27 protein-coding genes and 1 tRNA gene are annotated in these 23,328 nt (G+C 70.6%); 14 read left to right on the forward strand and 14 right to left on the reverse strand.

The window, feature by feature from the left end:
• Nucleotides 1-155: 155 nt before the first annotated feature.
• Complete coding sequence (locus tag IEX84_RS08060) at nucleotides 156-2,045, forward strand: DHH family phosphoesterase (protein ID WP_188871672.1); 1,890 nt, start codon at nucleotides 156-158, stop codon at nucleotides 2,043-2,045.
• Here the strand turns inward: IEX84_RS08060 and IEX84_RS08065 are convergent, their stop codons facing one another.
• On the reverse strand, nucleotides 2,046-3,668 hold the full coding sequence (locus tag IEX84_RS08065; protein ID WP_188871674.1) for a phospholipase D-like domain-containing protein: 1,623 nt from the start codon (nucleotides 3,666-3,668) through the stop codon (nucleotides 2,046-2,048). It abuts the gene before it with no gap.
• Here IEX84_RS08065 and IEX84_RS08070 point away from each other — a divergent pair.
• Nucleotides 3,655-3,885: a hypothetical protein gene (locus IEX84_RS08070; protein WP_188871676.1), complete on the forward strand. Its 231-nt coding sequence runs from the start codon at nucleotides 3,655-3,657 to the stop codon at nucleotides 3,883-3,885. The two genes, IEX84_RS08065 and IEX84_RS08070, sit on opposite strands and share 14 nt — an antisense overlap.
• A 24-nt stretch (nucleotides 3,886-3,909) precedes the next feature.
• The gene (locus IEX84_RS08075) at nucleotides 3,910-4,155 is read left to right on the forward strand and encodes a hypothetical protein (RefSeq protein ID WP_188871678.1); all 246 of its coding nucleotides are present in this window, start codon (nucleotides 3,910-3,912) and stop codon (nucleotides 4,153-4,155) included.
• Here IEX84_RS08075 and IEX84_RS08080 read toward each other — a convergent pair.
• The 6 genes from IEX84_RS08080 to IEX84_RS08105 form a co-directional block, all read right to left on the reverse strand.
• Entirely contained in the window at nucleotides 4,152-5,525 is a 1,374-nt protein-coding gene (locus tag IEX84_RS08080) for a HEAT repeat domain-containing protein (RefSeq protein ID WP_188871680.1), read from the reverse strand. The genes IEX84_RS08075 and IEX84_RS08080 overlap by 4 nt on opposite strands.
• A gap of 26 nt (nucleotides 5,526-5,551) precedes the next feature.
• Nucleotides 5,552-6,232 (reverse strand): protein sorting system archaetidylserine synthase, encoded by a 681-nt coding sequence (locus IEX84_RS08085; protein WP_188871977.1) that lies wholly within the window; start codon nucleotides 6,230-6,232, stop codon nucleotides 5,552-5,554.
• A 242-nt stretch (nucleotides 6,233-6,474) separates the two neighbouring features.
• On the reverse strand, nucleotides 6,475-7,107 hold the full coding sequence (locus tag IEX84_RS08090; RefSeq protein WP_188871682.1) for a 30S ribosomal protein S3ae: 633 nt from the start codon (nucleotides 7,105-7,107) through the stop codon (nucleotides 6,475-6,477).
• Nucleotides 7,104-7,355, reverse strand: a complete 252-nt coding sequence (locus IEX84_RS08095; RefSeq protein WP_188871684.1) for a KEOPS complex subunit Pcc1 — start codon at nucleotides 7,353-7,355, stop codon at nucleotides 7,104-7,106. Before IEX84_RS08095 ends, IEX84_RS08090 begins: the two co-directional genes overlap by 4 nt.
• On the reverse strand, nucleotides 7,352-8,461 hold the full coding sequence (locus IEX84_RS08100) for a hypothetical protein (protein WP_188871686.1): 1,110 nt from the start codon (nucleotides 8,459-8,461) through the stop codon (nucleotides 7,352-7,354). Before IEX84_RS08100 ends, IEX84_RS08095 begins: the two co-directional genes overlap by 4 nt.
• Before the next feature lie 6 nt (nucleotides 8,462-8,467).
• Nucleotides 8,468-8,935, reverse strand: a complete 468-nt coding sequence (locus tag IEX84_RS08105; protein ID WP_188871688.1) for a 30S ribosomal protein S15 — start codon at nucleotides 8,933-8,935, stop codon at nucleotides 8,468-8,470.
• A 222-nt stretch (nucleotides 8,936-9,157) separates the two neighbouring features.
• Between IEX84_RS08105 and IEX84_RS08110 the strand changes: the two genes are divergently transcribed.
• Together IEX84_RS08110 and IEX84_RS08115 are read left to right on the forward strand one after the other, a co-directional pair.
• Nucleotides 9,158-9,229 (forward strand) — tRNA-Ala (locus tag IEX84_RS08110).
• Between the two features lie 177 nt (nucleotides 9,230-9,406).
• Nucleotides 9,407-10,105, forward strand: coding sequence for an HNH endonuclease (locus tag IEX84_RS08115; RefSeq protein ID WP_188871690.1), 699 nt, complete (start codon nucleotides 9,407-9,409; stop codon nucleotides 10,103-10,105).
• Nucleotides 10,106-10,127: 22 nt separating this feature from the next.
• Here the strand turns inward: IEX84_RS08115 and IEX84_RS08120 are convergent, their stop codons facing one another.
• Nucleotides 10,128-11,237, reverse strand: a complete 1,110-nt coding sequence (locus tag IEX84_RS08120) for an NAD(P)-dependent alcohol dehydrogenase (RefSeq protein ID WP_188871692.1) — start codon at nucleotides 11,235-11,237, stop codon at nucleotides 10,128-10,130.
• Nucleotides 11,238-11,454: 217 nt separating this feature from the next.
• On the reverse strand, nucleotides 11,455-12,183 hold the full coding sequence (locus tag IEX84_RS08125; protein WP_188871694.1) for a metal-dependent hydrolase: 729 nt from the start codon (nucleotides 12,181-12,183) through the stop codon (nucleotides 11,455-11,457).
• A gap of 151 nt (nucleotides 12,184-12,334) precedes the next feature.
• Between IEX84_RS08125 and IEX84_RS08130 the strand changes: the two genes are divergently transcribed.
• Complete coding sequence (locus IEX84_RS08130; protein ID WP_188871696.1) at nucleotides 12,335-13,318, forward strand: aldo/keto reductase; 984 nt, start codon at nucleotides 12,335-12,337, stop codon at nucleotides 13,316-13,318.
• A 93-nt stretch (nucleotides 13,319-13,411) separates the two neighbouring features.
• Here the strand turns inward: IEX84_RS08130 and IEX84_RS08135 are convergent, their stop codons facing one another.
• The gene (locus IEX84_RS08135; RefSeq protein ID WP_188871698.1) at nucleotides 13,412-13,729 is read right to left on the reverse strand and encodes an RPA12/RPB9/RPC11 RNA polymerase family protein; all 318 of its coding nucleotides are present in this window, start codon (nucleotides 13,727-13,729) and stop codon (nucleotides 13,412-13,414) included.
• 112 nt (nucleotides 13,730-13,841) lie between these two features.
• Here IEX84_RS08135 and IEX84_RS08140 point away from each other — a divergent pair, with 112 nt between their 5' ends.
• Entirely contained in the window at nucleotides 13,842-14,579 is a 738-nt protein-coding gene (locus IEX84_RS08140) for a fumarylacetoacetate hydrolase family protein (RefSeq protein WP_188871700.1), read from the forward strand.
• Between the two features lie 20 nt (nucleotides 14,580-14,599).
• Here the strand turns inward: IEX84_RS08140 and IEX84_RS08145 are convergent, their stop codons facing one another.
• Together IEX84_RS08145 and IEX84_RS08150 are read right to left on the reverse strand one after the other, a co-directional pair.
• Entirely contained in the window at nucleotides 14,600-14,947 is a 348-nt protein-coding gene (locus IEX84_RS08145; protein WP_188871702.1) for a hypothetical protein, read from the reverse strand.
• 192 nt (nucleotides 14,948-15,139) lie between these two features.
• A complete protein-coding gene (locus IEX84_RS08150) occupies nucleotides 15,140-15,598 on the reverse strand; it encodes a hypothetical protein (RefSeq protein ID WP_188871704.1) in 459 nt (152 codons plus the stop codon).
• A 137-nt stretch (nucleotides 15,599-15,735) separates the two neighbouring features.
• On the opposite strand from IEX84_RS08150, the gene IEX84_RS08155 reads away from it, so the two are divergent.
• The 7 genes from IEX84_RS08155 (at nucleotide 15,736) to IEX84_RS08185 (ending at nucleotide 21,031) form a co-directional block, all read left to right on the forward strand.
• Nucleotides 15,736-16,695 (forward strand): NAD(P)-dependent oxidoreductase, encoded by a 960-nt coding sequence (locus tag IEX84_RS08155; RefSeq protein WP_188871706.1) that lies wholly within the window; start codon nucleotides 15,736-15,738, stop codon nucleotides 16,693-16,695.
• A gap of 54 nt (nucleotides 16,696-16,749) precedes the next feature.
• Complete coding sequence (gene hisC, locus IEX84_RS08160; RefSeq protein WP_188871708.1) at nucleotides 16,750-17,865, forward strand: histidinol-phosphate transaminase; 1,116 nt, start codon at nucleotides 16,750-16,752, stop codon at nucleotides 17,863-17,865.
• Complete coding sequence (locus IEX84_RS08165; protein ID WP_188871710.1) at nucleotides 17,862-18,398, forward strand: adenylate kinase family protein; 537 nt, start codon at nucleotides 17,862-17,864, stop codon at nucleotides 18,396-18,398. The genes hisC and IEX84_RS08165 overlap by 4 nt, the downstream gene beginning before the upstream one ends.
• Entirely contained in the window at nucleotides 18,395-19,003 is a 609-nt protein-coding gene (locus IEX84_RS08170; RefSeq protein ID WP_188871712.1) for a CDP-alcohol phosphatidyltransferase family protein, read from the forward strand. Before IEX84_RS08165 ends, IEX84_RS08170 begins: the two co-directional genes overlap by 4 nt.
• Nucleotides 19,004-19,311: 308 nt before the next feature.
• On the forward strand, nucleotides 19,312-19,866 hold the full coding sequence (locus IEX84_RS08175; protein WP_425342203.1) for a multiprotein bridging factor aMBF1: 555 nt from the start codon (nucleotides 19,312-19,314) through the stop codon (nucleotides 19,864-19,866).
• A gap of 72 nt (nucleotides 19,867-19,938) precedes the next feature.
• Nucleotides 19,939-20,586: a triose-phosphate isomerase gene (tpiA, locus tag IEX84_RS08180; RefSeq protein ID WP_188871716.1), complete on the forward strand. Its 648-nt coding sequence runs from the start codon at nucleotides 19,939-19,941 to the stop codon at nucleotides 20,584-20,586.
• A 67-nt stretch (nucleotides 20,587-20,653) separates the two neighbouring features.
• The gene (locus IEX84_RS08185) at nucleotides 20,654-21,031 is read left to right on the forward strand and encodes a hypothetical protein (RefSeq protein WP_188871718.1); all 378 of its coding nucleotides are present in this window, start codon (nucleotides 20,654-20,656) and stop codon (nucleotides 21,029-21,031) included.
• Here IEX84_RS08185 and dinB read toward each other — a convergent pair.
• Together dinB and IEX84_RS08195 are read right to left on the reverse strand one after the other, a co-directional pair.
• On the reverse strand, nucleotides 21,028-22,272 hold the full coding sequence (dinB, locus tag IEX84_RS08190; RefSeq protein ID WP_188871720.1) for a DNA polymerase IV: 1,245 nt from the start codon (nucleotides 22,270-22,272) through the stop codon (nucleotides 21,028-21,030). The two genes, IEX84_RS08185 and dinB, sit on opposite strands and share 4 nt — an antisense overlap.
• 261 nt (nucleotides 22,273-22,533) lie before the next feature.
• The gene (locus IEX84_RS08195) at nucleotides 22,534-23,292 is read right to left on the reverse strand and encodes a GTP cyclohydrolase III (RefSeq protein ID WP_188871722.1); all 759 of its coding nucleotides are present in this window, start codon (nucleotides 23,290-23,292) and stop codon (nucleotides 22,534-22,536) included.
• Between the last annotated feature and the right edge of the window lie 36 nt (nucleotides 23,293-23,328).

A 23,328-nucleotide genomic window follows, 5' to 3' on the forward strand; every position in this document is an offset into this window, starting at 1 on the left:
GTCGTGGTCGCCCGCGCGTGCTAAACCTTTCGAGGGCGGGACAGGGCGGCGCCGCCCAGGGGCGCGCACGACGGCGGCCCCGGATCCCGCGATCGGCGGAAGCGGCGTCGAGCTACCTATAAAGCCTTAAAGGCGGCGGTGACGAAACCGAACTCATGACTGACGGTTCTTCCGACGACGACGCCACGCCCGTCGTCTATCGGCTCGCCCCCGAGTGTACCGTCGAGGCCATCGACGTGGGCGAGCGCTACACCGCGACCGTGAACGGCGTGGTCGACTACGGCGTCTTCGTCGATCTCTCAGAGAACGTCTCCGGGCTCCTCCACGAGTCCGTCCTCCCCGCGGAGGCCGACTACGAGGTCGGCGACGACCTCGTCGTCGCGCTCACGGAGATACGCGAAAACGGCGACCTCGGTTTCGAGCTCTACGAGGGCGACGACTACACGGTCGAGGAGCGCGCGTTCGCCTACGACCGCGCCGCCGCGGGCGCGCTCACCGGCCGCGTCGGCGACGTCGTCCACGTCGAGGGCGAAATCGTCCAGATCAAACAGACCGGCGGCCCGACGGTGTTCCGCCTCCGCGACGAGAGCGGCACCGTCCCCTGCACGGCCTTCGAGGAGGCGGGCGTTCGCGCCTACCCCGAGATCGAGATCGGCGACGTCGTCCACGTGACGGGCGAGGTCGAGGAGCGCGAGGGCGCGGTCCAAGTCGAGATCGACGCGCTCGAAACGCTCGACGAAGGGACGGCCGAACACGTCCGCGCTCGCCTCGACGCCTCCACCGCGGAGCGCGCGACGCCCGCGGACGTCGACCCGCTCGTCGACTGGCCGGCGATGCGCGAACTCTACCCGGACCTCGAGCGGGTCGCCCGTCGCCTCCGCCGGACGGTGCTGGAGTCGCGCCCGATCCGGATGCGCCACCACGCCGACGGCGACGGGATGTGCGCGAGCGTCCCGGTCCAGCTCGCCCTTGAGCGCTTCATCGAGCGCACCCACGAGGACCCCGACGCGAAGCGCCACCTCCTCAAGCGCCTCCCGAGCAAGGCGCCCTACTACGAGATGGAGGACGCGACGCGCGACCTCAACTTCGCCCTCGAGGACCAGACGCGCCACGGGCAGAAGCTCCCGCTCCTACTCATGCTCGACAACGGCTCCACGGAGGAGGACACGCCCGCCTACGAGACGCTGAGCCACTACGACATCCCCATCCTCGTCGTCGACCATCACCACCCGGACCACGACGCCGTCGACCCGCTCGTCGACGAGCACGTCAACCCCTACCTCCACGGCGAGGACTACCGCGTGACGACGGGCATGATGTGCGTCGAGCTCGCGCGGATGATCGCGCCCTCCATCGCGGACGACCTCGACCACGTCCCCGCGGTCGCCGGGCTCTCGGACCGCTCGAAGGCCGAAGCGATGAGCGACTACCTCGACCTCGCCCGCGAGGCCGGCTACGACGAGGAGTTCCTCCACGACGTCAGCGAGGCGCTCGACTACGAGGCCTTCTGGCTCCGCTACAGCGCCGGTCGCAACCTCATCAACGACGTGCTGAACGTCGGCGGCGACGAGGAGCGCCAGCGCGACCTCGTCCCGTGGCTCGCCGAACGCGCCGAGCGCGACGTCGAACTCCAACTCGACGCCGCACTCCCCCACGTCGAACACGAGACCGTCGATTCGGGCGCGCACCTCTACCGCATCGACGTCGAGAACTACGCGCACCGCTTCACCTACCCCGCACCCGGGAAGACGACGGGCGAGATTCACGACCGGAAGGTCGAGGAGACGGGCGAACCGGTAATCACCATCGGCTACGGCCCCGATTTCGCCGTCCTCCGCTCTGACGGTGTGCGCATGGACATCCCGCAGATGGTCACCGAGCTCAACGAGGAGTTCCCGGGTGCCGGCGTCTCCGGTGGCGGCCACCTCGTCGTCGGCTCCATCCGCTTCGTCAACGGGATGCGCGAGGAGGTCCTCGACGCCCTCGTCTCGAAGATGGCGGACGCCGAAATCGACGAGGAACTGCACAGCACGCTGACGCGATAGCTACTCCCACTCCTCGCCGCGCCAGCCGAGCGTCTCGGTGCCGGAGTCGTCACCGTCGGTCCCGGCATCGACGGCGGCGAACGATATTTCTCGTCGCAGGTACAGACACGCACCACAGAGCCCGCAGAGCGCCGCGAGCGCCAGACCGACGGGGAGCGTCCAGACGCCGCCGCGCCAGTCCGCGCGGAAGAGCCGCGCGTAGTAGCGCCCGATCTCGGGGTCGGCGATGACGAGGTCGGTCTCGCGGTTCGCGTTCACGGCGTTCGCGTTCCAGTTGACGCTCCCGACGAGGACGCGCGCGCCGTCCGCGATTGCGCCCTTCACGTGCAGGTGGCCGTAGCGCCCGCGGGGGTCGACGAGTTTCGCGCGGAGGTCGAGGCCGTCGCGTCGCGCGCGCTCGTTCAGTCGCGCGGCGCGGGCGGCGTTCTCCTCGCGGGCGTACCACGCGCTACTCAGGAGCACGCGGACGCGGACGCCGCGCTCGGCGGCCGCGAGCGTCGCGTTCCAGAGCGCGGTGTCGGGGTCGAAGTCCATCTGCTCGACGGCGAGCGTCTCGGTGGCGTTCTCGACGAAGCCGACGAGCGCGCGCTTCGAGGTGTCGGGTGAGACGACGAGCGAGACGCGCTCGGCGCTCGTGCTCAACGCCGGGAACGCAGCCGGATACGTCCCGTTCGCGGTGCTCGGCGGCTGGAACGTCGCGTTCGAGCGGTACGCGTCCCATCCGACGCCGTCGAGCCACCCGCTGTCTGCGCGGTGGACCGCGGCGAGGGCGTCGGCGAGCGCGGGGTCGCGGACGACCGCGCCCCACCCGCGGGTCGCGCGGCCGCCGACGCCGCTCGGGTCCCAGTTCTCCGAGGTGACGAGCGCCGCGTCGTCGACGACGGCGTACTTCGCGTGATGGAACGGATAGCGCGCGTGCGGGCCGTCGATGACCGTCACGGTGACGTTCGGCGTCGCGGCGAGCGAGTCGAGGAGCGCGGCCTCGCGCGCGGAGACGCCACCGACGGGCCCGCCCTCGACGAGGACGCGAACGCGCACGCCTCGCGCGGCGGCGTCGCGGAGCGCCGCGGCGACGCGCGCCGAGGTGAACGTGTAGCCGCCGAGGAGCACGCGGCGCTCGGCCGCCTCAAGGGTGTCCGTGACGACGCCGGGGGCGTCCGGGAGCGCGAACACGGTCGTCGGGGCGTCCGTCACCGACCGCACGTCGAACGCCGTCCGGCCGGGGGAGCGCCACACGCCTCGCGCGTAGACCTCGCCCTCGGGGGCGTCGGCGTAGCTCGCGGCGTCCACGACCTGTCCGTCGCAGACGAGGACGAGGCGCTCGCCGGCGTTGGCGAGCGACGGGAGCTCGCTCTCGATCACGCGGCCGTCGACGAGCGCCCGCGTCCGATTCGGGGCGGTACTGAGCGTCACCCGTCCACGAACCGTGACGTCGGGCAGACGGACGCTCCCCTCGTCATCCGCGAGCGCACACCGTCCGAGCGGCGTCTCGTCCGGGAACGCGAGCGTGACGAACTCGCCGGCGTCCTCCTGGCGAACGGGGTTCGGGTAGAGCGCGACGACGCGCGGGGTGCCCGTGGCGGGCCCCGGTGCGGAGGCGGGAGCCACCGTGCTCGGTTCCATCGCGTTCGTGGCGTTCGTGACATCCGCGGTGGCCGTCGTGTTCGTCACGCTCGTCGTGGCCGTGTCGTCCGCCGCCGCTACGACCCCGGTCGTCGAAACCGAACAGAGGAACAAGAGCGCACAGGCGAGTCGCGCGGCGCGGCGTGTCCGTGGCGTCACGCGCCGGTATCGGCCCGTCATCGCAGAAGAACCCCCGGACGCGGTCGGCACGCTTTAGCGACCGGCGTCCCGAGGGCGGCGTATGGTCGCGTTCACGCTGATCGAGAGCGTCCGCATGGGCGGCTACGCGCTGGCGACGCTCGGGATGTTGCTCGTCTTCCTCGAGTTCTTCCAGCAGCCGAGCTACGTGAGTTACGATCCGGAGTTCGAGAACTACAACGTCGATATCTCGCCGCAGTCGGTGCGCGAGCACACGTGGATCGGCCGGCTCGGCGCGCTCTTCGCCGCGGCCGGGTTCGCCGTCGAGTTCCTCGCGTTCTTCCTCTAGTCGAGCGCCGCCGCGGCCTTCTCGGTCTCGGACTGCACGAGGAACGAGCGCGTCTCGGCGTGCTCGGCCGCGGTTTCGAGGGCGCGTGCGGTGCCGATCTGATAGAGCGCCCACGCGGCGCTCGCGCGTACGCCCTCGCTCTCCGCCTCGTCGGCGAGGACGTCGCCGAGCGGGGCGATGGCGCGCGTGTCACCGAGGAGGCCGAGGGCGCGCGCGGCCGCGCTCCGCACGTCCTCGCGCTCCGCGACGAGCCACTGGGCGACGTCCTCGGTGTGCTCGGTCGCGCCGAGCTCGCCCACCGCCCGCAGCGCCGTCTTCTGGAGCTGTGGGTTCGAGTCGGAGTCGATGTAGTCCGCGACGCCCTCGACGGCGTCGGGGTGACCGGTCTTCCCGAGCGCCTCGACGGCCGTGAGGTTGCGCCGCTGGGCCTTCTCCTTCAGGACGTCGATGGCCTCGGGGTTGCCCATGCGGACGAACGACTCCAGGCAGTGTTTCTGCATGTACTCGGAGTCGCCGAAGTGCTCCATGCAGAGCGCGACCATCTCGACGTTGTCGCGCTTCGCCCACTCCTTCACGGCGGACCACTCCGGCGGGTAGTCCTTGTGTTTGCCGAGGACGTCGTAGAACCCCTCGTACTGGAGTTTCGCGCGCGAGGAGAGGTCGGCGAACGCCTGCGAGTCGTCGATGCCCGACTGGAGGTCGTCCGCGAGGGCGAGGAGCGCGGCGATGGTCTCCTCGTCGTCGTCGGCGTCGAGGCCCGCGTCCTCCACGGCCGCGACGGTCGCGTCGAGCGCCTCGATGTCGTCGCCCGCGAGGTCCGCGTCGAGCGTGTCGGCGGCGTCGGCCACGAACGCCCCGATGGCGTCCGCGACCTGCTCGTCGCCCGTCTCCGTCCAGCGCGTGCTCTCGACGGTCGACTTCGCGGTCTCTATCTCGTCCACGACGTCCGCGGCGTACGGGCCGCGTTGCTCCTCGAGTTCGTCCTGGAGGTCCTGGAGCTCGTTCGTCAACTCCTCCGCGAAGTCGAGGAGTTCCTCGACCTCCTCGTCCTCGTCGAGTTCCTCCTCGTCCGGCTGGAACTCCTCGGGGTCCGTGAAGTCGGCGTCCTCGATGTCCGCCTCGATGTCGTCGAGGGTCGCCTCGACGCCGTCGAGGTCGGCTTCGGTCTCGGCGGCCTCGAGGGCGTCCTCGGCCTCGCCGAGGCGCGCACGGAGCGCCTCGTAGCGCTCGCGCTCCTCCGGGCGGGGCTCCTCGTCTTCGCCCGCCGTCGAGGAGTCGTCCGCGTCGGGTTCCTCGGCCGGCGCGTTCTCGGACTCGTCGGGGGCCGGTTCGTCCGCGGCGTCGGCCGGCTCGTCGTCCCCGTCACTCATACCCGGGAGTTCCGCCAGCGCGCCTATCAGCGTTTCCCTTCGCCGACCCGGTAGAACCACGGCCCGAGGACGGCGTAGGCGAGCGCGAACGCGAGGAGCGCGCGCGGGAAGAGTCGGCCGAGGGCACCCGGCGCGAGGACGGCGAGCGCCTGCACCGCGCCCATCACGAGCGCGTCGCGCACGCGGAGGTCGGGGTACGGGAGGCACGTCACCATCGCGGCGGCGAGCACCGCGCCGAAGCCGACGACGAGGGCGGGGTCGGTGACGCCGGCCAGTACCGCCGCAGCGAGGAGCGTCCCCGCGAGCGTCGTCGGGACGCCCTCGGTGTGGCCATTTCCGACGTCGTCGGCGGTGTAGAGGCCGAGGCGGACGACACCGGCCGCGACGAAACACGCGCCGACGGCGACCGCGGCGAGGAACGACGGTCCCTGCCAGGCGGCGTGCGCGACGGCGGCGAGGAGGGCGGCGGGCGCGACGCAAAAGGAGGCGACGTCCGCGAGCGAGTCGAGGTACGGCCCGACGGTCGAGCCGCCGTAGCGCCGCGCGAGGATGCCGTCGACGGCGTCGACCATCGCGGCGAGGAGGAGAACGCGTGCGGCGAGCGCGGGCGAGACGGCCGCGGCGACGACGGCGCAGAAGCCGAGCGCCGCGTTCGCCACCGTGGCGACGTCCGCGACGCCGAGTCGCCCCGCGAACCGGGGGCGAATGTCGCGCAGACGCGCGCGACGGCCGTCGTCGGACCCGGGAGGCATACCCCACGCGACGACCACCGCGTCCTTACGTGTTTATATCCGGCCGAGGTGGGATGGACCGGACGTCGCGGTGATCGCGCGGCGTCGTGTACGGAGCGAGGCGTCGCGCCAAGCTCGGAGACTGGCGTCGCACACGCGTCTCCGTCACAGCGCCGCCGCTAAGCGCGTCGCGCGTCGAAAGAAACGTGAGTGAGTCGTTACTCCTCGTCGTCGGTGTCCACGGCGGAGGTCTCCTCCTCCTCGTAGACCTCCTCGGGGTGGGCTTCGAGCGTGGCCTTCTCCACTTCGACCCGGCGGAGCGGGTAGATGGTGTTGGCCTCGCTGTAGATGGCGCTGGAGAGACGCCCCTCGATGACGGAGTCGATGAGACCCTCGAAGGTGCGCTCCTCCGCGGCCTCCTCGACGAGGTCGATCATGAGGCGGCGGATGGCCTTCTGCTGGCTGTCGTCCGCGCTCTTCGTCGTGTACGCGACCGGCTGGAGGCGCACGCGGTAGTCGTCCGTCGTCTGGACGGTGATGACCGACGCGATCTTCGAGGAGCCCCGACGGACGAGGCTGCGCTGGTAGTCGCGCGTCAGCGAGGACTCGACGAACTCGGTGTACGCCGAGTCGCTACCGACGTCCGTCACCTGGAAGGTGAGCTTGAGGTTGTTCTCGCCACCCGACTCGCCCGTGACGTCGTCGAGGGTGGCTTCGATGGTGCGATCGAGCACCTTCTCCGGTTCGTCCGCGAGGGTCTCGCCGAGCTCCGCCCGGTCGAACTGCTCGGGGGCGAGCACGGTGTACCATCGCTTCTGCTGGTTCTGCTTGGATACTGAACGTTCGCTCATGTGTCGTGTGTCGTGTGTCGTTTCGCGTGCTGTGCGACTTCGCTCGCTACCGTGACGTTCACCACGTAGTCGTCCGTCGTCGCCCGCAGACCGCCGGTGTCGTCGCGCTCGACCGTCGTGACCACCGCGTCGCCCTCGACGCGCGTCGTCATCGAGTCGGTGTTGTCCGGCCGGACCGCACGCGCGACGAGGTCGGCGTCGTCGTGCGTCGTCCGGACCGTCGCACGCCGGGTGGTGTCCTCGGTCATCCCGAACACACCTCCCGAACGGCGTCGATTACGGTCTCGGCGTCCGACTCGTCCGTCCGTGCATGCGTCGAGGCGCCCGCGACGGCGTCGTCGTCGAGCGCCGCCGCGAGCGTCCCGCGGGCGTCCGGTCCGTCCGGCGTCGTCGCCAGTACCGCGCCGTCGTCGCCGACGACGAGCGCCGCGGGTTCGTCCGCGCGGGTGTCGCGCACGAGTCGCGCGAGCGGCCACGCGGGCGCGTCCGCCTCGCAGGCGACGAGCCCGCTGTACCGCGCGGGGTCGGCCGTCCGGAGCGCCGCGTGGGTCGCGCTCGCGTGCTCGCGCCACGCGTCGAGCGCCGTCGGTCGGTCCGCGACGCCGAGCGCGAGCGCGGCCGCCAAGCCGGGCTCGCGGGCCGCGAGACAGTCGAGGACGTCCGCGTAGCCCTCGGCAGTCTCGAACGGCCCGTCGGGCGTGACGTGGGGTCGGAGGACGCCGTCGAGCGCCCCGACGGCGCGCGGCGCGGCGTTCTCCGTCGCGTCGAGCGCGACCCGCGACGCCAGTCGGCGCCGCGCGTCGTCGTCGAGCTCCGCCGGGAGGGCGAGCTCCGCGAGCAACGCGCCCGCCTGTCGGTCGTCGCCCGACCAGTCGGCGTGCAGCAGCGTCGCGTGCGCGAGCCCGTCGGCGAGGTCCGCGACCGGCAGGCCGACGCCCGGCCGGCGCTCGAACGCCTCGGCGAGCTCCTCGGGCGGGACGGCCCCGGTCGCGCGGACGCCGGCGAGCGCGAGCGACGGCTCCGAATCGTGGAGTTCGCGCGCCGCGTCGAACGCCGCCGGCGAGAGAGTGTCCCCGGTCAGCGTCGCGTCCGCCGGCGTACCTTCGAAGCCGAGCGCGAGCGTCGCGTCGTCGGCCGCACCCGCGAGCAGGCGGTCACTCGCCGCACCGCGGGTCGTCGCGACGCTCACCTGATAGGGCGTCCGGGTCGCCGCGCAGGCCCGCGCGAGCAGGCCCGCGGCCGCGACCGCATCGCCGTCCGGCCGCGCGACTAGGCGGACGAACGCCGCCTCGCGGCAGCGCTCGGCCAGCGTCGCGGCGTCGGCGGACGACTCCGGACGACCCGTGGTGGACATCGGGAGTTACTCTTCGAGGAGTTCGACGGCGACCTCGTACGAGTACGTGAAGTCCTCGTCGAGCTCGTCGCCGCGGTAGTAATCCGCGAGCCGGCGAATCTTCGACTCCGTGTTCTGGAGCGCGCGCCGGTTCTGGTGGTCCTGGCCGTTCGCCTCGACGTGCTCGCGCAGGCGAATCGCCTTCTCCAGGAGGTTCCGGAAGTCCTCGGGGAGCTCGGGTTCGGCGTCGTTCTCCTCGAGAATCTCGGTGACCTTCTTGTCCGTGGCGAGCTTCACGTCCGGGACCGGCGTGCCCTGAACGCCCTCGTCGCGCAGCTTCATGCCGATCTGGCTGGGGTCGTACCCCTCCTCGGCCAGTTCGACGACGCGCTCCTCGACGGCGTCGGCGTCCACGTCGCTCCACTCCGGAGGTTCGTCTGCCGCCGGCTTGTCCGAACCGGACGAGCCGCGACGGCGGGTGTGCATTCGTGCCATAGTGTGAGTTGGAACGACACGAACCGCTGTGCGGCGCTGGACGCGGGTGCGTCCGAGCACTGCCACACTCCCAAGCCGCCCAAGCGGACGACGCGTCGGATATGCGGCCGTGCAGTTCCCTACGACGTCGTGGGCGTCTCGGACGCTAAAGGGTTTCCACTTCCGTCGAGGCCGGATCGAAGGGTTCAATTACGTCCCCCGGATACGAAGAGATGCGTTCGAGGGCTCGTAGATCAGTGGTAGATCACTCCCTTGGCATGGGAGAGGCCCCGGGTTCAAATCCCGGCGAGTCCATACAATTTTATTTGACATTTCTGCCCCGACGTTCCAATCTCTTTATTCCTCCGTATACCGGCTTTTGGGCCGCTTTCTCGCCTTTCCACCGCTGCTGGACTCTCCAATATTCTATTAATTATGACATTATTCAGTAGTGTTATTAACCTGATCGCCGGATTTTGAAGCAGAACCATAGTGGGAGAGCGGTACAAGTACCGGACGTGGTTACAGCACGTCTACGTCGACCTCGATTGGACGCAGACCCGAATCGCAGAGGAGTGTGATGTATCTACGCGGACGGTCGGGAACTGGATCGACAAGCTCGGCGTCGTGAAGAATCGCCACGACCCAGCGTGGCTGACCGACAAGTACGTCAAAGAGTACCTCTCACAGCGGCAAATCGGCGAGCTCTGCGACACGGGAAGCTCGACGATAGGGGATCAGCTACGGAAACACGGAATCGAGCGGGAGCGGAGGTACCGGGACCAGTCGTGGTTGCGGGAGAAGTACGAGAGCGAGGAGTTGACGATCCACGAGATCGCGGACGCAGTCGACGTCGGGGACTACGCGATCCGCTACTGGCTCGTGAAAAACGGTATCGAGCGTCGCGGTACCGTGTTCCCGGTCGGGGACCACCCTGTTGACTACGACCAGACGCGCCTCGCAAAGTGGGCCGAGCGAGTGAAGGAGCGCGACGGGCACGCGTGCGTCGCGTGTTCGAGCACGGAGCGCCTACACGCCCACCACGTCGTGCCGAAGTACGAGGACCGAAGTGAGGAGATGCTGTACGGGCTCGACAACGGGGAGACGCTCTGTCGGGCCTGTCACGCGAAGCGACACCGCGAGCGCGGCGACGAGTCCCTCGCGCGTCTCCTCAGGCACACGCCGCACTGAGCGGCGCTCGCCGTTCGTCCGCTCAGGCCTCGCTCACGCGGAGGACGGGCTTGATGGTCTCGCCGCTCTCGGAGTCGGCGACGGCCTGTTCGATCTCGTCGAAGTCGTAGTAGGTGACGAGTTCGTCGAAGGGGAACTTCCCGCGCCGATAGAGGTCGATGAGGTCGGGGATGAACTGCTGGGGGTCGGAGTCGCCTTCGGCGACGCCGACGATGTTGCGGCCGGTGAGGATGTGGTCGTTGACGTCGTAGCTGGCTTCGGTGCCGAGCGCGGGCGCGCCGATGATGCCGAGCGTGCCGCGCTGGCCGAGGGCGTCGGTGGCCTGTTCGGCGACGGCGGCGACGCCGGTGGTTTCGAGGGCGTAGTCGAGGCCGCCGACGAGGCCGTCGAGGGTCTCGACAACGTCGTCGACCTCGTCGGGGTTGACGACGTCGGTCGCGCCGAGTTCGAGCGCCTTGTCGAGGCGGCCCTGCTGGAGGTCGACGGCGACGATGTCCGTACAGCCCTTGACGTCGGCGGCCATGACGGCGGAGAGGCCGACGGAGCCCGCGCCGAAGACGGCGATGGAGGAGCCGGCCTGCGGGTCGAGGGTGTTGATGACGCCGCCCGCGCCGGTCTGGACGCCGCAGCCGAGCGGGCCGAGGAGTTCGAGCGGGACGTCGTCCCCGACGGGCACGACGTTGCGCTCGGTGGCGATGGCGTGCGTGGCGAAGGATGATTGCCCGAAGAAGCGCCCGCTGATGGGCTCGCCGTCCTGCGAGATGGGCGACGTCTCGTCGGTGGGTCGGGAGCCGCCGAAGTTGTGCTCGAAGAAGGACTCGCAGTAGGCGGGGTGGCCGTCGCGGCACTGCTCGCAGGTGCCGTCGTAGTCGAAGCTCATGACGACGTTGTCGCCGGGTTCGACGCGCGTCACGTTCTTCCCGACGGCCTCGACGACGCCGGAGCCCTCGTGGCCGAGCACCGCGGGGAGCGGCGTCGGATAGAGCTGGTCGCGGACGGTCATGTCGGTGTGACAGACGCCTGCGCCGACGACGCGGACGAGCACCTCGTCCGGTCGCGGCTCTTCGAGTTCGACGGCCTCTATCTCGAACGGTCCCCCCTCCTCGCGGACGACTGCGGCTTTCGCGTCCATCGTGATCGACTCTGTGCGTGGGTTTCGCCGCGCGCTCGATATAGCTTTGGGAGGGGGTGACGAGGGGCGGGAGCGACGGGGACGGGAGTGATGGGTGGGTGGACGGGAGCGACGAAGAGTGGGACGGGAGCGACGAGGGGTAGGAGCGTCGGCGCGCGACGTCGGCGTCGCTGGTCGGCGCGGAAAAACGGAGGAAGGTGCGGGGGCGCGTGGCGCTTCAGTAGTCGAGTTCGCCGCCGAGGTCGAAGGATTCGTCGCCGTCGAGGACGACGACCTCCGCGGTGCTGCCGGTGGCCTCGACCTCGCGGACGAAGTCGTCGGTGTCCTGCTCGATGGGCGGGAAGGTGTCGTAGTGGATGGGGACGGCGTAGTCGACGTCGAGCCAGTCGACGGCGACGGCGGCCTGCCACGGGCCCATCGTGTAGTGGTCGCCGATGGGGACGGCGGCGACGTCCGGTTCCAGATACGGCGCGATGACGTCGCGCATCTCCGTCTGGAGGGCGGTGTCGCCGGCGTGGTAGAAGGTCTGGGACTCCTCGTCGGAGACCTGCGTGGGCTTGGTGTCGCTGATGACGTAGCCGGCGGGCATCCCGCCGGACGCGCCGTAGTCGGTGTCGAGGCCGTTCGTGTGGTCGGCCCGCACCATCGTGAGGTAGGCCTCCTCGGTCTCGAAGGTGCCGCCGAGGTTCATGCCGGTGCCGTCCTCGACGCCGTACTCGTCGGTGACGTAGCTGATGACTTCGGGCGTGGCGACGAAGTGCGCGCCGCGGAAGCGGTCGACGTCCGCGATGTGGTCGGCGTGGCCGTGCGTGAGCAGCACGTAGTCGGGGTCGAGCTCCTCGGGGTCGGTCTCCGTCTTCGGGTTGTCGAAGAACGGATCGATGAGGAGCGTCTCGTCACCGATCTCGACGCCGAACGTGGAGTGGCCGTACCAGGTTATCTCCATGACGCCATCGACTACTCGCGGCGGCTTGATAAAGCCTGTCGGCCGGGTAAGTCCCGCCGCCTCCGCGTCGACGACGGGGACGCGTCCGCCCCACGGCGGCCGCGACAGCCGGGACCCGAACCGTTAGGGAGCGCCCGCCGCGAGGGCGTGTATGGACGAACGCACCCTGGGTTCGACGGGGTTCGACGTGACGCCGATGGGGCTCGGGACGTGGGAGATCGGGAGCGACTGGGGCGAGGTCGACGAGTCGGAGGCCCGCGAGGCGCTGCACGCGGCGCTCGACGAGGGCATCACCTTCCTCGACACGGCGGACGTCTACGGCGACGGCCGCTCGGAGCGCCTGATCGCGGACGTCCTCGCCGAGCGCGAGGAGACCCCGACGGTGGCGACGAAGGCGGGGCGACGCCTCGACCCGCACGTCGCCGCGGACTACGACGAGGCCCACCTCCGCGAGTTCGTCGAGCGCTCGCGCGAGACCCTCGACGTCGACACGCTCGACCTCCTCCAGCTCCACTGCCCGCCGACGGACGCCTACTACCGGCCCGAGACGTTCGCGGCGCTCGACGCGCTGAAGGACGACGGCCTGCTCGCCCACTACGGCGTCTCCGTCGAGCGCGTCGAGGAGGGACTGAAGGCGGTCGAGTACGACGGCGTCGAGACGGTGCAGATAATCTTCAATCCGTTCCGCCAGCGCCCGGCGGAGCGCTTCCTCGACCGGGCGGCCGCGGCGGACGTCGGCGTCATCGTCCGCGTCCCGCTCGCCTCGGGGCTGCTGACGGGTGCAATCGACGCCGAATCCGAGTTCCCGGAGAGCGACCACCGGAACTTCAACGCGGAGGGCGAGGCCTTCGACGTCGGCGAGACGTTCGCGGGCGTCCCGCAGGACGTCGGCGCGCACGCCGCAGACGAACTCGCCGCCTACGCGCCCGCCGACGTGACGCTCGCGCAGTTCACGCTCCGCTGGATACTCGACCACGACGCCGTCTCGACCGTGATTCCGGGGAGCACCTCGCCCGAGCACATCGCGGAGAACGTCGAAGCCGCGGAGCTCGCGCCGCTCAGCAACCGCCAGCATGGTGCCGCACGCGACGTCTACGAGGCGTACGTGAAGGAGTACGTTCACCACCGCTGGTAAGTCCATCAGTAGCCGTCCTCCCAGTCGAGTTCGCTTGCAGCGCCCAGTGTGCGTCGACGAGCGTATCACGTGGCGGGACGCGGGGATGCGCCGTCAAGAATCGCGCCACTTGTGGCCGCACTCGACGCAGGTGAACAGCCGAACCTCGTAGGAACCGCCCGGCTTCGGCATCATCTCGTAGTAGGCTCGGTCGCTGTCGCAGTCGTCCGCTGGACACGGCTCGCGCATCGTTTCGGCGGAGTCCCGGGTCGCGTCGGCCACGGCGGGGGCCCCGTCGTCCTGCTGGCCGTCTTGGGTCGTCATCCCCGCTTCTGCTCGCGAGTCCCGCTGCTCTTCGTTCGTACAGGAGCGACACACCCACGTATCGCCCTCCGTGTGCATCATCGAGCCACACGCATCACAGAACCGCATACTGAATCGGGGTATACGGTTGTTGGACATATGTGTTAGCTTCCGGTCCGTCGTGAACTCCGGGTGGAGACGAACCCCAACGCTTAGCCTCCGCGGCGCGAATCGCCCATCCATGCGACACGTTCGCTTCCGCGACGAGGCCGGCGCAGTTCGAGAGGGCGAGTATCACGACGACGGGACCGTCAGTTTCGGCGGGCGGACGCACGCCCTCGACGACGTCGAGGTCCTCCCGCCCTGCGAGCCCTCGAAGGTCGTCTGCGTCGGGCGCAACTACGCGAAGCACGCAGCAGAGCGAAACGAGGACGTCCCGGACCGCCCGCTGCTCTTCTTGAAGCCACCGAACGCCGTCGCGGGCCACGGCGACACCGTGACGCTCCCCCGCGAGCGCGAGCACATCGAGCACGAAGTCGAGTTCGCGGTCGTGATCGGCGAGCAGTGCCGGAACGTGGCCGAGGCGGACGCGATGGACGTCGTCGCGGGCTACACGATTGCGGACGACGTCTCGAATCGCGACGACCAGTCGCGCGAGCAGAACTGGGTGCGCGGGAAGGCCTTCGACGGCGCGTGCCCGCTCGGGCCCGTCCTCGCGGACCCCGAGCACGTCGACCCGGACGGCGCGTCGCTCGAACTCCGCGTGAACGGCGAGGTGCGCCAATCCTCGAACACCGAGCACTTCATCTTCGACGTGCCGACGCTGATCGCGGAGATAACGCGCTACATGACGCTCGAAGAGGGGGACGTCATCTTGACGGGGACGCCGGAGGGCGTCGGCCCGCTCGAAGCCGGCGACCACGTCGAGGCCGAAGTCGAGGGTGTCGGGACCCTCGAACACGACGTCCGCCGGGACTGAAAAAGCGGTCTACGGCTGATCTACGCGCCGAGGACGCCGATCCCGGTGACGGGGACGCCGACGGCACCGAGGACGAAGACGACGACGGCGGTGGCGACCCACGCGACGAGCGCGATGAGGATGGCGTTCACCCAACCGCCGCGGTAGCGCCAGTTGATGACGCCGACGTACGCGACCAGGGCGAGGAGGCCGCCGACCAGCGGAATCCACGAGAGCACCGCCCACGCGAGCGCGCCGACGACGGCGGTGACGACGGCGTGCGAGTAGTCCTCGACGCCGGTGATGACGCGCGCGCCGACGTAGATGCCGAGTCCGCCGACGAGGAGGCTAATCACGAACAACAGGACCGAGCCGATAGCGCTTGCCATGGCGTGGGGGACGACGCCGAGGTGGAAAAACGGTCGGGCCGAGTCGGGTCGGCGGGTCTGCGGGTCGGCGGGTCAGCGGGTCTGCGGGTCTGCGGGTCGGTGGGTCAGCGGGTCTGCGGGTCAGCGGGTCGGTGGGTCAGCGGGTCAGCGGGTCTGCGGGTCTGCGAGTCGGCGGTCGGGTGTTCGCCCGGCTCAGAGGCCGGCGGCGAGCGCGCCGGCGTCGAGGAGGAGGAGGAGTGCGACGACGCTCGCGGCGCGGAGTCGCGTCGAGGCGTCGCGGGCGGGGCTGCGGACCTTGTCGACGGCGAGGCCGTCGCGGATCGCCGACGCGCCCATCTCGGTGAGCGCGGCGAGCGCGAGCCAGAGGACGACCATGGCGATGACGAGGTAACCGCTGGTGCTCGACCAGTAGGCCGTCGTCGTCGCCACGCCCATCGGGCTGGACATGAACGCGCCCGTGAGGAGCTGAACGACGGCGCTGACGCGCGAGATCGTCGTGAGTTTGCTCGTCGTCGATTCGAGCGCGCCGGCCGAGAGTTCGCCGTCGCGTCCGAGCGGGAGGACGGCGTACGTGAAGTAGAGGACGCTCCCGGTCCAGATCGCGGCGAAGACCAGGTGGATCGCGAAGCTCGCGGAGAGTGCTGTCGCCATGCTCGCCCGTGGGGACGGCGACACCTAAGGCGTAGCGGTCGTCCGACGGAGCGGACGGCGAGGCGTTCGGTGGCGCCGGACGGAGAGACGAAGCGAGCGGCGACAACGCCCAAGGCGGTGCCCGTCGACGTCCATCCATGTCCACCGTCGTCCTCGCCGACGACCCGAAGCTCGACCCGCAGGTGTTCCGCGAGCGCCTCGACGCCGACGTCCGCGTCGCCGCGCTCGACGCGCCCGAGGCGTTCCGCGCGGCCGTCCGGGCGCACGGGGCCGACGCCGTCGTGACGAACGGCGGTATCGACGTGACTCACGCCCTGCTCGCCGGCCTCGACACCCTCGCCGTCTACGGGCAGGTCTCTATCGGCCTCGACAACGTCGACCTCGACGCCGCGGCCGAGTGCGGCGTCACCGTCACGCACGCGCCCGCCTACTGCGTCGACGAGGTGGCGACGCACGGCATCGCGCTCCTGCTCGCGTGCGTCCGCGACGTCCCCGCGCAGGACCGACGCGTCCGCGGGGGGACGTGGAGCGAGTGGGCGGGCCGCGACCTTCACCGCCTCGCCGGCGACACCGTGGGCCTCGTCTCCTTCGGCGACATCGCGCGCGGCGTCGCCGAGCGCCTGCGGGGCTTCGGCGTCGACGTCGTCGCCTACGACCCGTACGTGGACGGCGACGTGATGGCCGAACACGGCGTCGAGAAAGCCAGCGCCGAAGGCCTGCGCGAGGCCGCGGACCACCCCTCCGTGCACGCGCCGCTCACGGACGCGACGCGCGGCCTCGTCGACGCCGCGTGGTTCGACGCGCTCCCGGAGCGCGGCGTCGTGGTGAACACGGGCCGGGGTGGCGTCGTCGACGAGGCGGCACTCCTAGCGGCGCTCGACGCGGGGTCCGTCGCGGCCGCGGGCCTCGACGTCTTCGAGACCGAACCCCCCGAGGCGTCGGCGCTCGTCGGGCGCGAGGACGTGGTGGCGACGCCGCACATGGGGTGGTACTCGGTCGAGGCGCGCGGGGAGGCGAACGGGACGGTGGCGGCGGACATCGGACGCGTCCTCGTCGGCGCGGACGCGGAGCACGCGGTCGAACCCGAAGAGTGGTAGGCGACGACACCGCGCATCGGCCGCTTTAAGTCCCGGCGGCGGCTCTCTCGGGGTATGCGACCACGGGACCTCTCGGACCACGTCGAGTACCGCGCGGGCCGCGGCATCGAGGAAGTCGCCCGCGAACTCGGCCGCGACCCCGAGGAGTTCGTCAAGCTCGCGTCGAACGAGAACATGTTCGGGCCGAGCCCCGCGGCCGTCGACGCGGTCGAGGCGAGCGCCGACGAGGTGCATCACTACCCGACCGCGGACCACCAGGACCTCACGGCCGCCATCGCCGAGCGCTGGGACGTGACGGACGAGCAGGTGTGGCTCGCCAACGGCGGCGACGGCGCGCTCGACTACCTCTCGCGGGCCGCCCTCGACCCCGGCGACGCCGTGCTCGTCCCCGCGCCCGGCTTCGCCTACTACGGGATGAGCGCGCGCTTCCACCACGGCGACGTGCACGAGTACGACGTGACGACCGACGACGGCTTCGCGCTCACGGCCGACGCCGTCCTCGACGCCTACGACGGCGAGCGAATCGTCCACCTCACGAGCCCGCACAACCCGAGCGGCGCGCGCTTCACGCTCGACGCCGTCGAGCGGATCGCCGACGAGACGAGCGAGGAGACGCTCGTCGTCGTCGACGAGGCGTACGGCGAGTTCGCGGACGCGCCGAGCGCCGTCGGCCTCCTCGGCGGCCGGGACGACGCCGACGGGACAGACGCGTCGGCCAGTCGCGCCCCGCGTGACGACGTCGCAGTTCTCCGCACGTTCTCGAAGGCGTACGGCCTCGCGGGGCTCCGCCTCGGCTACGCCGTCGTCCCCGACGCGTGGGCGGACGCCTACGCGCGCGTGAACACGCCGTTCGCGGCGAGCGTCGTCGCCTGCCGGGCCGGCCTCGCCGCGCTCGACGACGACGAGCACGTCGAGCGGACGGTCGAGACCGCGCGGTGGAGCCGCGACTACATGGCCGAGCACGTCGACGCGCCGACGTACGAGAGCCACGCGAACTTCCTGCTCGTCGAGGTGGGCGACGCGAGCGCCGTCGCCGAGGCGATGCAGGAGCGCGGCGTCATCGTCCGGGACTGTTCGAGCTTCGGGCTTCCCGGGTGCGTGCGAATCACCTGCGGCACCGAGTCGGAGACGGAGCGCGCCGTCCGCGAACTCAACGAGGTGCTCGCATGAGGGTCGCCGTCACCGGCACCCCCGGGACGGGCAAGACGAGCGCGACCGAACGCCTCGACACCGACCTCGACGTCGTCCACCTGAACGACGTGATTCGCGAGGAGGGGGTCTACACGGAGCGAGACGCGGAGCGCGACAGCCTCGTCGCGGACCTCGGCGCGCTCGACGAGCGCTACGCCGACGTCGATGACGTCCTCGTCGAGAGCCACCTCGCCCACCACCTCGACGACCTCGACCGCGTGGTCGTCCTCCGATGTGCGCCCGACGTGCTCGACGCCCGACTCCGCGAGCGCGGCGAGACGGAGGGCGCGGACCTGGACGCGCGTGAGCGCGAGGCGACCGAGAACTGTGAGGCCGAAGCCCTCGACGTGATACTCGGCGAGGCCGTCCGAAAGCACGGCCAAGAACGCGTCTACGAGGTCGACACGACGGACCGGACGCCCGATGAGGTCGCCGCCGAAATCGAGGCCGTCCTCGCCGGCGAGCGCGAACCGAGCGCGGGCGAGGTGGACTTCACGGAGTACCTGCTGTGACGCTCGACCAACTCCGCCCGCTCGCCTCACGGCTCCTCCGGCCGTTCGTCTCCCTCAGCGTTCGCCTCGGGTTGACGCCGGACGCGATCAGCGTCCTCGCGTTCCTCCTCGCCGTCGCGGCCGCAGGGGCGTTCTACGTCGGGGACGCGGTGGGGTACGTCGCGGGCGCGATTCTCGTCTTCCTGAACGGCTGGCTCGACCTCCTCGACGGCGCGGTCGCCCGCGAGACCGACGTGGACTCGGAGGGTGGCGACCTCCTCGACCACGTCCTCGACCGGTACGCGGACGTCGTCATCCTCGCCGGCCTCGCGGCGGGCGTCGGGTCGTGGCTCCTCGGATTCGCCGCCGTGACGGGCGTCCTCCTCACCTCGTACCTCGGGACGCAGATTCAGGCGGTCGGCCTCGGCCGGCAGTACGGCGGGCTCCTCGGACGCGCCGACCGCCTCGCCCTGGTGGGTATCGTCGGCGTCCTCTCCGCCGTCATCCCCGTCGTCGGCGGCTTCAGCCTCGTCGCGTGGCTCCTCGGCTTCTTCGCCGTCGTCGGCCACCTCACCGCCCTCCAGCGGTTCTGGGGGGCGTGGGGAGACCTACGCGGAAGCGCATAGCGCTTCCGCGGACCGGCGAGCGGGAGTGACTGAAAGGAACGACACGCGAGCGGCGTGATACCGAGACGGGCGGGACCGAAGGTCCCGCTGTCCGCGCGGGCGACCGACGAGTCGCCCGCGCGACGATAGCGAGGTATCACGGTATGGCGAACGGGGAGCGACGCGACCCGTGAGCGGCGTGAAGCGCATAGCGCTTCCGCGGACCGGCGAGCGGGGAGCAGAGCGACCCGCGAGCGGCGGAGCCGCGAGTAGTGACGCCGATTCGTTCGCCCGAGCCGCGGTGTTCCCCACGTTCGGGCCGCCGGCGTGTGCTTTATACGCGGGGCGGAGCTACATCGGGTATGGTTCAGTGCGAGATGTGCGGGGCCGAAACGGCGAACCCCAAGACCATCAAAGTCGAGGGGGCCGAACTCGACGTCTGCAGCGACTGCACGGAGTTCGGTACCGAGGTGAAGACCGAGTCGTCGTCCTCGACCTCGACGAAGTACTCGACGTCGTCCTCCGGTGGGTCCTCGGGGTCGTCGGGTTCCGGCGGGAGCTCGTCGGGCGGCTCGAAGCGCCGCCGGCGCGACATGTTCGACGAGATGCAGGAGCTCGCGTCGGACTACGACGAGCGCATCCGGAACGCCCGGGAGCAGGCGGGCTACAGCCAGGAGGACCTCGCGGACGAGCTCAACGAGAAGGCGAGCCTCGTCCGGAAGCTCGAACGCGGCGACATCCTCCCGAGCGACGACGTCCGGCAGAAACTGGAGAAGAAACTCGGCGTCAGCCTCCTCGAAGCCGCGGACGGCGACGAGGAGTGGGAGAGCGGCTCCGCGGAGGGCGGGCTCACCCTCGGCGACATGGTCAAGCGCAAGGACTAGATCGTTTTCTCGCTTCGTAGTTCCTCGTCGCAATTCCGTAACCGATAATCCGGCCGCCTCGGAAGGAGGCGTATGTTCGTCCTCGTCAACCTGAAGGCGTACCCCTGTGACCCCGTCGCGGTCGCGGAAGCCGCACGCGACGTCGCGGAGGCGTCCGGCGTCCGCATCGCCATCGCGCCGCAGGCCGCGGACCTCGCCGCCGTCGCGGAGACCGGCGTCGAGACGTGGGCCCAGCACGTCAGCCCGAACGACTACGGCAGCCACACGGGGAGCACGCTCGCGGAGCGCGCCGCCGCCGCGGGTGCCGAGGGGACGCTCCTCAACCACTCGGAGAACCGCATGAAGCTCGCGGACATCGACGCCTCCATTACGGCCGCGGAGCGCGCGGACCTCGAAACGTGCGTCTGCGGGAACAACCCCGCGCAGATCGGCGCGGTCGCGGCGCTCGGCCCGGACGCGGTCGCGGTTGAACCGCCCGAACTCATCGGCGGGGACGTCTCCGTCGCGTCGGCCGACCCGGACATCGTCAGGGACGCCGTCGCGGCCGCCGAAGCGGTGGACGACGACGTCGACGTCTACTGTGGAGCCGGCATCTCGACGGGCGACGACCTCAACGCCGCGGCCGACCTCGGCGCGAGCGGCGTCCTCCTCGCGAGCGGCGTGGCGAAGGCTGACGACCCGAGGGCCGCGCTCGAAGCGCTCGTCGAACCGCTGGCCTGAGCGGCCACCCACCGGCGCGACCGTCGGTTTCCCGTGCGTCTATAATCGCTCGACTCGACGTGCCGCCATGACCGAGATGGAACGGCGGCACTACGAGCTCGTGAAGCTGGTCCGCGAGCGTGCACGCGGGTACTTCCGCACCGCCGTCCGGTACACGGCGGACGACTGGTCCGTCATCTATCGACGCGGCGACCTCCCCGACGAGCGCCCGCAGCGCCGCTCGAACGCCATCGTCGAGAAGATTCGGGAGCGCGAGCCGCTGCGCGAACCCGACAGCCCGTTCGGCGAGTTCGAGTCCGTCGTCGAGCTCTACGAGGGCGGCGTCTTCATCGTGATCCGCGAATCGCCCTCGGCGGGCGTCGTGCTGTCGCTCGAACGCGGCGCGGCGGAGAGCCTCGCGTCGTTCGTCGTCGAGTGCGAGCGGACGGTCGCGCCCGAGACCTAGAAGTCGCCGAGCGACGCCTGCCCGTCGCCGCTCGTCGCGTCGGTCGCGTCGGTCGCATCCACCGCCTCGCCGTCGGCCGTCGCGCTCGTTTCCTCGGGTGCGTGCTCGTCGCCGAAGCCGCCGAGGCGCGCCTGTTCGCCGGCGGCGAAGGAGAGGTTCGACACCCGGACGCCGACCTTCCTGACGGACGCGTCCGCGAACTCCGCGAGGAGGTCGGCCGCGACATCCCGGACGAGCGCCGGGTCGTCGACGGGGCCGGGGAGCGAGCGCGCGCGGGTGTTGACGTCGTACGGCGGCGTCACGACCTTCACGCCGATGGTGCGGTAGAGGGCGTCCTTTCGGCGCGCGCGGTCGGCAACGGCGTCGGCGAGCGTCAGCGCCTGTTCGCGGACGCGCTCGTGGTCGCCGACGGGGCCGTCGAAGGCCGACTCGCGGCTGAGGCTCTTCGGGTCGTCTCGGGGTTCGACCGGCCGGTCGTCGCGGCCGAGCGCGCGCTCGTGGAGGTCGCGCCCGCGCTCGCCGAAGCGCTCGATGAGGGCGTAGGGGTCGGCGTCGGCGAGGTCGCCCGCCGTCTCGATACCCATCTCGCGGAGTTCGCGCGCGCGGACCGGGCCGACGCCGTGGACGTCCGCGACGTCGATGGGCGCGAGGAACGACTCGACCTCGTCGGGCGGGACGACGACGAGGCCGTCCGGTTTGTCGTGGTCGCTCGCTATCTTCGCGGTGCTCATGTCGGGTGCGACGCCGACGCTTGCTGGGACGCCGGCCTCGCGCGCGATTCGCTGTTTGACGTGGCGGGCGAACCCCGCCGCGACGTCCCACGCGGTCCGGTCGGTGACGTCGAGGTACGCCTCGTCGATGCTGACCTCGCGGACGGTGTCGGCGAGGTCGTGGAGGATGGTTTTGACGTCCGCGGCGACGTCCTCGTAGTAGTCGAGGTCGACCGGCCGGTAGTGCGCGCTCGGGCCGTCGGGGTCGTCGGCGCGCCGCGGGAGCCGTTCGAGTGCCGTCGAGATGGCCTGCGCGCTCTCGACGCCGTGCGCGCGCGCCTCGTAGCTCGCCGTGGCGACCGCACCCACGGTCTCCCCGGCCTCGTACCCCATCCCGACGACGACGGGTTCGCCGCGGAGTGCGGGTTCGCGCTTTCGCTCGCAGGAGGCGTAGAAACAGTCCATGTCGACGTGGAGGACGATGCGCTCCGTGGGGTCGGGCGCGCCGGGGAGACGACCGCCCGCAGTCATGACTACGCGAAGGGGGTCGAGGAAGGAATAGCTTCGGTTCGCGGTCGTCGCGGCGCTAGTACTCGGTGTCGCGGCCCTGCTCGTACACGAGCCCCCAGAGGGCCTGTTCGAGCTCGTCCTCGCTGGGCTCTCCGAGCGCGTCGTACAGGTTGTTCGGGACGTCGATGGACTGCATACACGACGGATGGGTCCCCGAAAAGAAAAGCGTGGTGTGAGTACCGAACGAGTACAAAATCGGAGAGTACACTCCGAGTTAATTCCTCAGACGCCTTCGACGGTGGTGCCCTCCTCGCGGCAGACTTCGAGGGCGTGTTTGGCGGCCATTCCGGCGTCCGTCGCGGTGCGGCCCGCGCCGACGCCGACCTTGAGCGACATGTCGGCGTCGTCGCGGACGCGCTCGATGACGTCGGCGTAGGTGTCGCGGGCGAGGTCGGGGACGAGCGCGATGACGTTGTCGCCGCCGACGAAGAACGCGAGGCCGTCGTGTTCGTCGTGGAGGGTGCGCATCAGCGCCGCGTACCCCTGCTCAATGCGGACGAACGTGGAGAAGGCGTCGAGTTCGTCCGTGTACTTGCCGGTCGCGTCGTTCACGTCGAAGTGGGCGATGCGGACGTCGTCGTCGGCGCGCTCGGCCTCGGCGATGGGGTCGCCGGCGAGTACCTCGCGACGCTCCGCGTCCTGCGCGCTCCCTGCGGCCTGGAGGTGTGCAGTGGCGTCGACGAGCGCGTCCGTCGGGTTCGCGCCCGACCCGATGCCGAGGCTGACGGTGACGGGGTAGCGATTGCGCAGCGACTCCTGCAGGCGGCGGTGGTCGGCCCGGTCGATGCCGTTCGTCACCGCGATCATGTTGTCGAAGCGCGTGAAGAAGGCGTAGCCGTCGCGGGTGCCGAGAAACTGGGAGAGGTCGGCGTAGAGGCGCGACTGGAGCGTCTGGAGGTCGGCCTCGCGGCGGGGTTCCGGCGTCACCGTCCACGGCCCGTAGTTGTCCAGTTGGACGAGAGTGACCTGTGCGTTCGTCACGGATACCGGACACTCCGCCCCGCCCGCGCTTATCGG

This window comes from Halarchaeum rubridurum, from assembly GCF_014647115.1.
Lineage (GTDB): Archaea > Halobacteriota > Halobacteria > Halobacteriales > Halobacteriaceae > Halarchaeum > Halarchaeum rubridurum.

Excerpts from the sequence above, each read along its gene's own strand:
- IEX84_RS08080 (WP_188871680.1), bottom strand. The coding sequence starts at position 5,525 with ATGAGTGACGGGGACGACGAGCCGGCCGACGCCGCGGACGAACCGGCC.
- hisC (WP_188871708.1), top strand. The coding sequence starts at position 16,750 with ATGCGACCACGGGACCTCTCGGACCACGTCGAGTACCGCGCGGGCCGC.
- IEX84_RS08090 (WP_188871682.1), bottom strand. The coding sequence starts at position 7,107 with ATGAGCGAACGTTCAGTATCCAAGCAGAACCAGCAGAAGCGATGGTAC.
- IEX84_RS08060 (WP_188871672.1), top strand. The coding sequence starts at position 156 with ATGACTGACGGTTCTTCCGACGACGACGCCACGCCCGTCGTCTATCGG.
- dinB (WP_188871720.1), bottom strand. The coding sequence starts at position 22,272 with ATGACTGCGGGCGGTCGTCTCCCCGGCGCGCCCGACCCCACGGAGCGC.
- IEX84_RS08095 (WP_188871684.1), bottom strand. The coding sequence starts at position 7,355 with ATGACCGAGGACACCACCCGGCGTGCGACGGTCCGGACGACGCACGAC.
- IEX84_RS08165 (WP_188871710.1), top strand. The coding sequence starts at position 17,862 with ATGAGGGTCGCCGTCACCGGCACCCCCGGGACGGGCAAGACGAGCGCG.
- IEX84_RS08075 (WP_188871678.1), top strand. The coding sequence starts at position 3,910 with ATGGTCGCGTTCACGCTGATCGAGAGCGTCCGCATGGGCGGCTACGCG.
- IEX84_RS08185 (WP_188871718.1), top strand. The coding sequence starts at position 20,654 with ATGACCGAGATGGAACGGCGGCACTACGAGCTCGTGAAGCTGGTCCGC.
- IEX84_RS08100 (WP_188871686.1), bottom strand. The coding sequence starts at position 8,461 with ATGTCCACCACGGGTCGTCCGGAGTCGTCCGCCGACGCCGCGACGCTG.
- IEX84_RS08065 (WP_188871674.1), bottom strand. The coding sequence starts at position 3,668 with ATGGAACCGAGCACGGTGGCTCCCGCCTCCGCACCGGGGCCCGCCACG.
- IEX84_RS08125 (WP_188871694.1), bottom strand. The coding sequence starts at position 12,183 with ATGGAGATAACCTGGTACGGCCACTCCACGTTCGGCGTCGAGATCGGT.
- IEX84_RS08140 (WP_188871700.1), top strand. The coding sequence starts at position 13,842 with ATGCGACACGTTCGCTTCCGCGACGAGGCCGGCGCAGTTCGAGAGGGC.
- IEX84_RS08130 (WP_188871696.1), top strand. The coding sequence starts at position 12,335 with ATGGACGAACGCACCCTGGGTTCGACGGGGTTCGACGTGACGCCGATG.
- IEX84_RS08135 (WP_188871698.1), bottom strand. The coding sequence starts at position 13,729 with ATGCGGTTCTGTGATGCGTGTGGCTCGATGATGCACACGGAGGGCGAT.
- IEX84_RS08120 (WP_188871692.1), bottom strand. The coding sequence starts at position 11,237 with ATGGACGCGAAAGCCGCAGTCGTCCGCGAGGAGGGGGGACCGTTCGAG.
- IEX84_RS08145 (WP_188871702.1), bottom strand. The coding sequence starts at position 14,947 with ATGGCAAGCGCTATCGGCTCGGTCCTGTTGTTCGTGATTAGCCTCCTC.
- IEX84_RS08105 (WP_188871688.1), bottom strand. The coding sequence starts at position 8,935 with ATGGCACGAATGCACACCCGCCGTCGCGGCTCGTCCGGTTCGGACAAG.
- tpiA (WP_188871716.1), top strand. The coding sequence starts at position 19,939 with ATGTTCGTCCTCGTCAACCTGAAGGCGTACCCCTGTGACCCCGTCGCG.
- IEX84_RS08155 (WP_188871706.1), top strand. The coding sequence starts at position 15,736 with ATGTCCACCGTCGTCCTCGCCGACGACCCGAAGCTCGACCCGCAGGTG.
- IEX84_RS08150 (WP_188871704.1), bottom strand. The coding sequence starts at position 15,598 with ATGGCGACAGCACTCTCCGCGAGCTTCGCGATCCACCTGGTCTTCGCC.